We start from the raw sequence: 5,551 nt of genomic DNA, 5'->3' as shown, positions 1-5,551 counted from the left end.
AAGCTCTTGCTTCCACCCTCAAATCTCTAGAGCTCAACCCTAACAACCCCACTGCCCACATGAACCTGGGCGGTATCTACAAAGATCTCGGCAACCTTGATCAAGCTCTTGCTTCCACTCTCAAATCCCTAGAGCTCAAACCCAATAACCCCACTGCCCACATCAACCTGGGCGGCATCTACAAAAAGCTCGGCAACCTTGACAAAGCTCTTGCTTCCACCCTCAAATCCCTAGAGCTCAAACCCAATAACCCCACTACCCACATGAACCTGGGCGGGATCTACTACGCAAGATCTGATTATACAAATTCAGAGAAAGAATATGACCTAGCAATAAAGCTGAGCAACTCAATATCAGACATCTGTTATAGAGGCAAGGCCGCCTGCCTATTTCGGAAAGAAGAATACGATGAAGCAATATGGCTACTCGAAAAATTATCACGCGAAAGCGCATTTACTGGAAAATCGTTATGGGAGACCCAAGCAGCACTAAAAGCTACTGTTCATGCTAAAAAGCAAAAAGTCATAAGAACTCAGCGGATGAGCATCGCAACATCTCCCAAAGAGGAAGAAGAACACGAGTCTCTCGTCATCATAAAAAATAGGCCCGTCACAGAAGACCTCATAAGTGAGCTATACAGAATCAACTCAAAGAAACTATCAGCAACCACAGACGCCAGGCACGGCAATGGACTCTGCACCGACTTCCAGCTATTTAACATCAAGCTACCGGCCATTCACAAGCTTTCAAAGGATTTAAAGGCCATAGCAAGCGAAGAACTTTCTAAAGAAGTATCCTCTCTAAAATACAACTCCTTTTTTAATGTATTCAATGCTGGAGCGGGGGCAACGCCTCACAGACACGTAAGGGCGGAAGACAAAAGATTTAATCTTTGGCAGCACAAGTATAGCCTTGTCTACTACTTAGATCCTGGTGATCAGAATTGTGAGAATCCTGGAATACTTAGAATGTACAACCCCGACATCGAGATACTCCCTGAGAAAGGAATGATAGTCATTATACCCGCCACAAGAGTGCATTCTTCTTACTACGAAGGCACAAAAAGCCGCCTAATGGTCGGAGCAAATTTTTATGCTTTTACCTGCAATCAAGGCTAACAAGCACCTATACAGAGTTGTCTCAATATTGAGCAACAGCTACTGGATCGCTCTGCTTTAAACCAACCCTTGCGCTCTCCATCAGTAGGCGAATGGCTTGAGCGACAAGATCTGTTCTTTGGATATTCGCCTGATCGATGTCCTCACGGATCAAGGCATCAGCCTGTTGAACAATCTGTTGAGAGGCAGAACGACTCACCCCCTTGCTCTGTGCAAAGTACGCGACCGCAGCTGTGCAGCTATAGCCCTGCAAAAGCATGGAATGGGCTTCCTCAACTCGATCAACGACTGCAGCCCTTTTGGCCATCTAAAGAAGGCTCCAACGATTAAGCGTGGAATTGAGAGCCTTGGTGGTTCTTGTATCTGGAAATACCCTCCGGACCATCCGCACCCTCCGAGCCTTAATAAGTGCGTTCAACCCCAGAAAGGTTTCCTTCATTCTCATTCATTTTCTGGAAAGGGTGCGGAGAATGTTATTACAAGCCCGGGAGACATGCGAGGACTTTCCCGATCAAAAATGCCAATACTTCCTGTGAATCTCAGCTCGATGACCACCCCCATTGGCCGCCAAGGCCAGAGAAGCGTTGACGATTATTCGGGTGCTATGTGGATGTCGTTGACCTTATCTCTCTATGGCCCTAGCGATGGGGCAAAGGAGAATGGCTACACGGCACCAATATTCCGCACCAATGACTGGAGCTGGATCGGCAGCAGGCTAGAAGTGGGAGTGTTATGGAGATGGGTGAGAGCAAGGCTCGAGACCGCTTGAGCGAAATTCTGATCTGGCCTGGAGGACGGCTCTAAATCACCAGTAATATCAAGCCATTACAGCTATTGATGACGTGACAGATTTGGCGGCCATCAAAGAGCTCTCAGCTGCTGGTAGCCATCAGGAATGCCTACAGGCCTGCCAAAATAATCTACAGGCCAATCCAGAAGAGGCATATTCCTATAAATATGCAGGGAAATCCTTCCTCGCATTAGGACAATTTGAAAAAGCAAAGCAATTCCTGATTAAAGCCCATCAACTCGATGGCAGCGATCCTGAAATAGCCAAAGATATTGGTAACATTTTTTTAAAACATGGCAGCAAGGACACCGCGCTTGGGTGGTATGAAAAAGCTCTAGAAATCAATAATAACTTCGCTCCTGCATTGAATAACCTTGCCAACCTAAAGAGGCACTCAGGCAATAATCAAGAAGCGGTCGAGCTATTCCAACGAGCCATACAGGCAGATCCAAAGCTGGTTCAGGCTTATATCGGAGCAGCAGCAAGCTACCTGGCACTGAAGAATCTCGATCTAGCCAAATCATTCGCAGATCAAGCCCTAGCAATCAACAAAAGCACACCAGGAGCAAACGAAATCCTCGGAATCGTCTTTCAGAACCAAAGCAATCCCGAGCGAGCAATTGAGCATTATCAGAAGGAATTAAATATGAATCCGCATGCCAGCAACGCACTGCTCAATCAGGGACTACTACTTTTACAAAGAAATCAACCTAAAAAAGCTCTTGAACCGCTCGCGAAAGCATCAGCTCTTGCACCCAGCGAACAATGCTCACTGCTTTTAGCGAAGGCATACCAAAATCTCGGACAATTTAAAGAAGCAATTATTGAATACAAAAAGCTTAACGCTGATCAATCACACAACAAGCTCATTCCATTCAACCTAGGGCTCTGCTTGCTTGAAATTGGCAACAATGAAGAGGCCATAGAAGAATTCAAGATAGCCATTCGATTAGACGAGTCATTTGTTGCCGGATGGGTAAATATAGGGTCGGCTCTTAAGCGAGAAGGCCGCATTCAAGAAGCCTTACAAGCTACACAAAAAGTTCTTGATCTTGATCCAGATAACCCCACGGCCCACATGAACCTGGGTGGCATCTACAAAAATCTCGGCAACTTCGATCAAGCTCTTGCTTCCACCCTCAAAGCCTTAGAGCTCAAGCCTGACAACCCCAGGGCCCACATCAACCTGGGTGGCATCTACAAAAATCTCGGCAACCTTGATCAAGCTCTTGCTTCCACCCTCAAATCACTCGAGCTCAAGCCTGATAACCCCACCGCCCACATCAACCTGGGTGGCATCTACAAAAATCTCGGCAACCTTGATCAGGCTCTTGCTTCCACCCTCAAAGCCTTAGAGCTCAAGCCTGACAACCCCACCGCCCACATCAACCTGGGTGGCATCTACAAAAATCTCGGCAACCTTGATCAGGCTCTTGCTTCCACCCTCAAAGCCTTAGAGCTCAAGCCTGACAACCCCATCGCCCACATCAACCTGGGCGGGATATACCAAGAACTCGGTGAGCTTGATCAAGCGCTTACCTCAACCCTCAAATCTCTAGAGCTCAAGCCTGATAACCCCACTGCCCACATGAACCTGGGCTGGATCTACAAAGATCTCGGCAACCTTGATCAAGCTCTTGCCTCCACTCTCAAATCACTCGAGCTCAAGCCTGACAACCCCATCGCCCACATCAACCTGGGTGCCATCTACATAAATCTCGGTGAGCTTGATCAAGCGCTTACCTCCACTCTTAAATCCCTAGAGCTCAAGCCTGATAACCCCACTGCCCACATGAACCTGGGCTGGATCTACAAAGATCTCGGCAACCTTGATCAAGCTCTTGCCTCAACCCTGAAATCCCTAGAACTCAAGCCTGACAATCCCACTGCCCAGATGAACCTGGGCATGATTTATGAAATAAAAGGCAAAAAAGAGCAAGCACTTAAATACTATTTGCTATCTGCCCAATCTATCCAAAACGAGAGAGAAGGGTCTAGTGTTACCAGCCTTATTTCATACGTAGTGACACTAGTTCAGCTTGGCAGAACAATAGAAGCATATGAGAAAATAAAAGAAATGCCCACTAGACTTTCCGAACTAGCAGGCAACATAAAAAACTACAATGCCAAAAACAAGAAGCATGATCAAGCTTACTTCAAATACTTAAAAGCATTGTTACCAGAGATTCCTGCACCCTTAAGTACACCCATCCCCGAATCAATCCACATCGGCGAAAGCCACTGCCTAGCATTCACAAATCAGATTATTTCAATAAATGGTATCCACTCAAAAATCAAACCAAGCCTTGTAAAAGGTGCTAAAGCGTGGCACCTGGCTAACCATCAAAGCAATAATCACAAGACATGCTTTCAAAATTCCATTAAAAACAACATAGACGACTACAGATTTATTCTTCTTTCTTTTGGAGAAATTGATTGTCGCAAAGACGGGGGAATTTTACAATACTGCTCTAAGAATAATTCCAACATAGAGGCAGTGATCCAATCCACCGCAAGAGGTTATGTTCGCCGGATCGCGAGCGAGCTAACAACTTACCGAAAAAAGTTAATACTTTTAGGTACGCCGGCGCCGCAAAAGGACGAAAACCTTAAACACATGAATATTCCATTGAGCAATGCTCAGCATCTCTTGACGGTCCACTCCTTCAACCAGGCACTATCTGACGAGTGCTCAGAAGCTGGGATTTTATTCGCTAATGTACTTGACTTGACAAGGGATGAGGATGGATTCAATAACAACAAGTGGATGATTGATAGCATTCACCTAAAACCAAAAGCAATTCACGAGATCGTCGCGAATTACTTGGTTCAACCATCTCCCTAAAGAACATCAATTGGGGAGATACCTAAAGATCGCCCTGCAGTTCCTGAGCAGTCGCAATCAACCGCAAACAGGCAAAGAGCTCGCCGACAAAGACCTTGTACATAAAAGAACCAACCAGAAAGCAGGCGTGAGATTTGGGGAGCCTTTTAAGCCATGGATCAACATGCCGGCCAGCAGGCAGGAATGCAACCTCGCCCTCAAGCTTTTCCTTGAATTCGCCGTGCATGAACATAGGCAATCCCAGTGCTGGTTGATCAGCCCAAGTGAATACGAAAAACTCCGCGGCAGCTCAGCTCAAAGGAGAATCAAGGCGACCTTATCTGATGCTGAATGCTTGCAGCTATTCGAGCTCCTAGAAGAAGGTTGAGCGAATGTGGCCAGACTGCTGCGGGTGTTTGGCCTACGGATGTGGGAAGTGAACTGCCTGATTGTTCGAACCAATGCCGATGGTGAACCTCAGCTCTTTTGCCGCGAGGGCAAGGTCTACACAACCCGTGGCGTGAAGAGATCAAACGAGCCCCGCTGGCTTGAGGCCGTCCCGGTGGCCGGCCAGACCTTTGAGCTTGTGGGTCAAATCCAGCGCTGTGATCTGAAGCTACCGATCGGCACCGATGGCAATCCCATGGAAATCAGTGGCGCCAACCTGGGAAAAACCCTGCGCCGTTTGCCCTATTGGCAGGAGCTGGTGAAACAGAAAGCCGAGCAAGGCGAATGGCTGAGGCCCTATAGCTTCCGCGACACCTATTCACTAGTTTGCGAATCACTGCAGATGCACAAGGCTGATCTCTGCGCAGCGAT

The 5,551-nt window shown here is 47.2% G+C and carries 5 protein-coding genes and 1 pseudogene; 4 read left to right on the top strand and 2 right to left on the bottom strand.

The window, feature by feature from the left end; genetic code table 11:
• The coding region (locus tag PMIT1303_RS00290) for a tetratricopeptide repeat protein (protein ID WP_082824405.1) at window positions 1–1,118 on the top strand (1,118 nt) is incomplete at its 5' end.
• A gap of 22 nt (window positions 1,119–1,140) precedes the next feature.
• Here the strand turns inward: PMIT1303_RS00290 and PMIT1303_RS00285 are convergent.
• Window positions 1,141–1,425, bottom strand: coding sequence for a hypothetical protein (locus PMIT1303_RS00285; RefSeq protein ID WP_074159172.1), 285 nt, complete (start codon window positions 1,423–1,425; stop codon window positions 1,141–1,143).
• A 240-nt stretch (window positions 1,426–1,665) separates the two neighbouring features.
• On the opposite strand from PMIT1303_RS00285, the gene PMIT1303_RS00280 reads away from it, so the two are divergent.
• Window positions 1,666–1,887, top strand: coding sequence for a hypothetical protein (locus PMIT1303_RS00280; RefSeq protein ID WP_063397059.1), 222 nt, complete (start codon window positions 1,666–1,668; stop codon window positions 1,885–1,887).
• Between the two features lie 73 nt (window positions 1,888–1,960).
• Entirely contained in the window at window positions 1,961–4,753 is a 2,793-nt protein-coding gene (locus PMIT1303_RS00275) for a tetratricopeptide repeat protein (protein ID WP_063397058.1), read from the top strand.
• Window positions 4,754–4,775: 22 nt separating this feature from the next.
• Here the strand turns inward: PMIT1303_RS00275 and PMIT1303_RS13635 are convergent, their stop codons facing one another.
• On the bottom strand, window positions 4,776–4,985 hold the full coding sequence (locus tag PMIT1303_RS13635) for a hypothetical protein (protein WP_231901147.1): 210 nt from the start codon (window positions 4,983–4,985) through the stop codon (window positions 4,776–4,778).
• Window positions 4,986–5,126: 141 nt separating this feature from the next.
• Between PMIT1303_RS13635 and PMIT1303_RS00265 the strand changes: the two are divergent.
• Window positions 5,127–5,551: pseudogene (locus tag PMIT1303_RS00265) on the top strand (hypothetical protein); the annotation flags it as partial.

Origin of the sequence: Prochlorococcus sp. MIT 1303 (assembly GCF_001631965.1) — a bacterium.
Lineage (GTDB): Bacteria > Cyanobacteriota > Cyanobacteriia > PCC-6307 > Cyanobiaceae > Prochlorococcus > Prochlorococcus marinus_D.
This window is presented reverse-complemented; position numbering and strand designations above follow the sequence as displayed.

What these genes read in the sequence shown, in the direction of transcription:
- PMIT1303_RS00280 (WP_063397059.1), top strand. Translation starts at nt 1,666, where the DNA reads ATGACCACCCCCATTGGCCGCCAAGGCCAGAGAAGCGTTGACGATTAT.
- PMIT1303_RS00285 (WP_074159172.1), bottom strand. Translation starts at nt 1,425, where the DNA reads ATGGCCAAAAGGGCTGCAGTCGTTGATCGAGTTGAGGAAGCCCATTCC.
- PMIT1303_RS13635 (WP_231901147.1), bottom strand. Translation starts at nt 4,985, where the DNA reads ATGTTCATGCACGGCGAATTCAAGGAAAAGCTTGAGGGCGAGGTTGCA.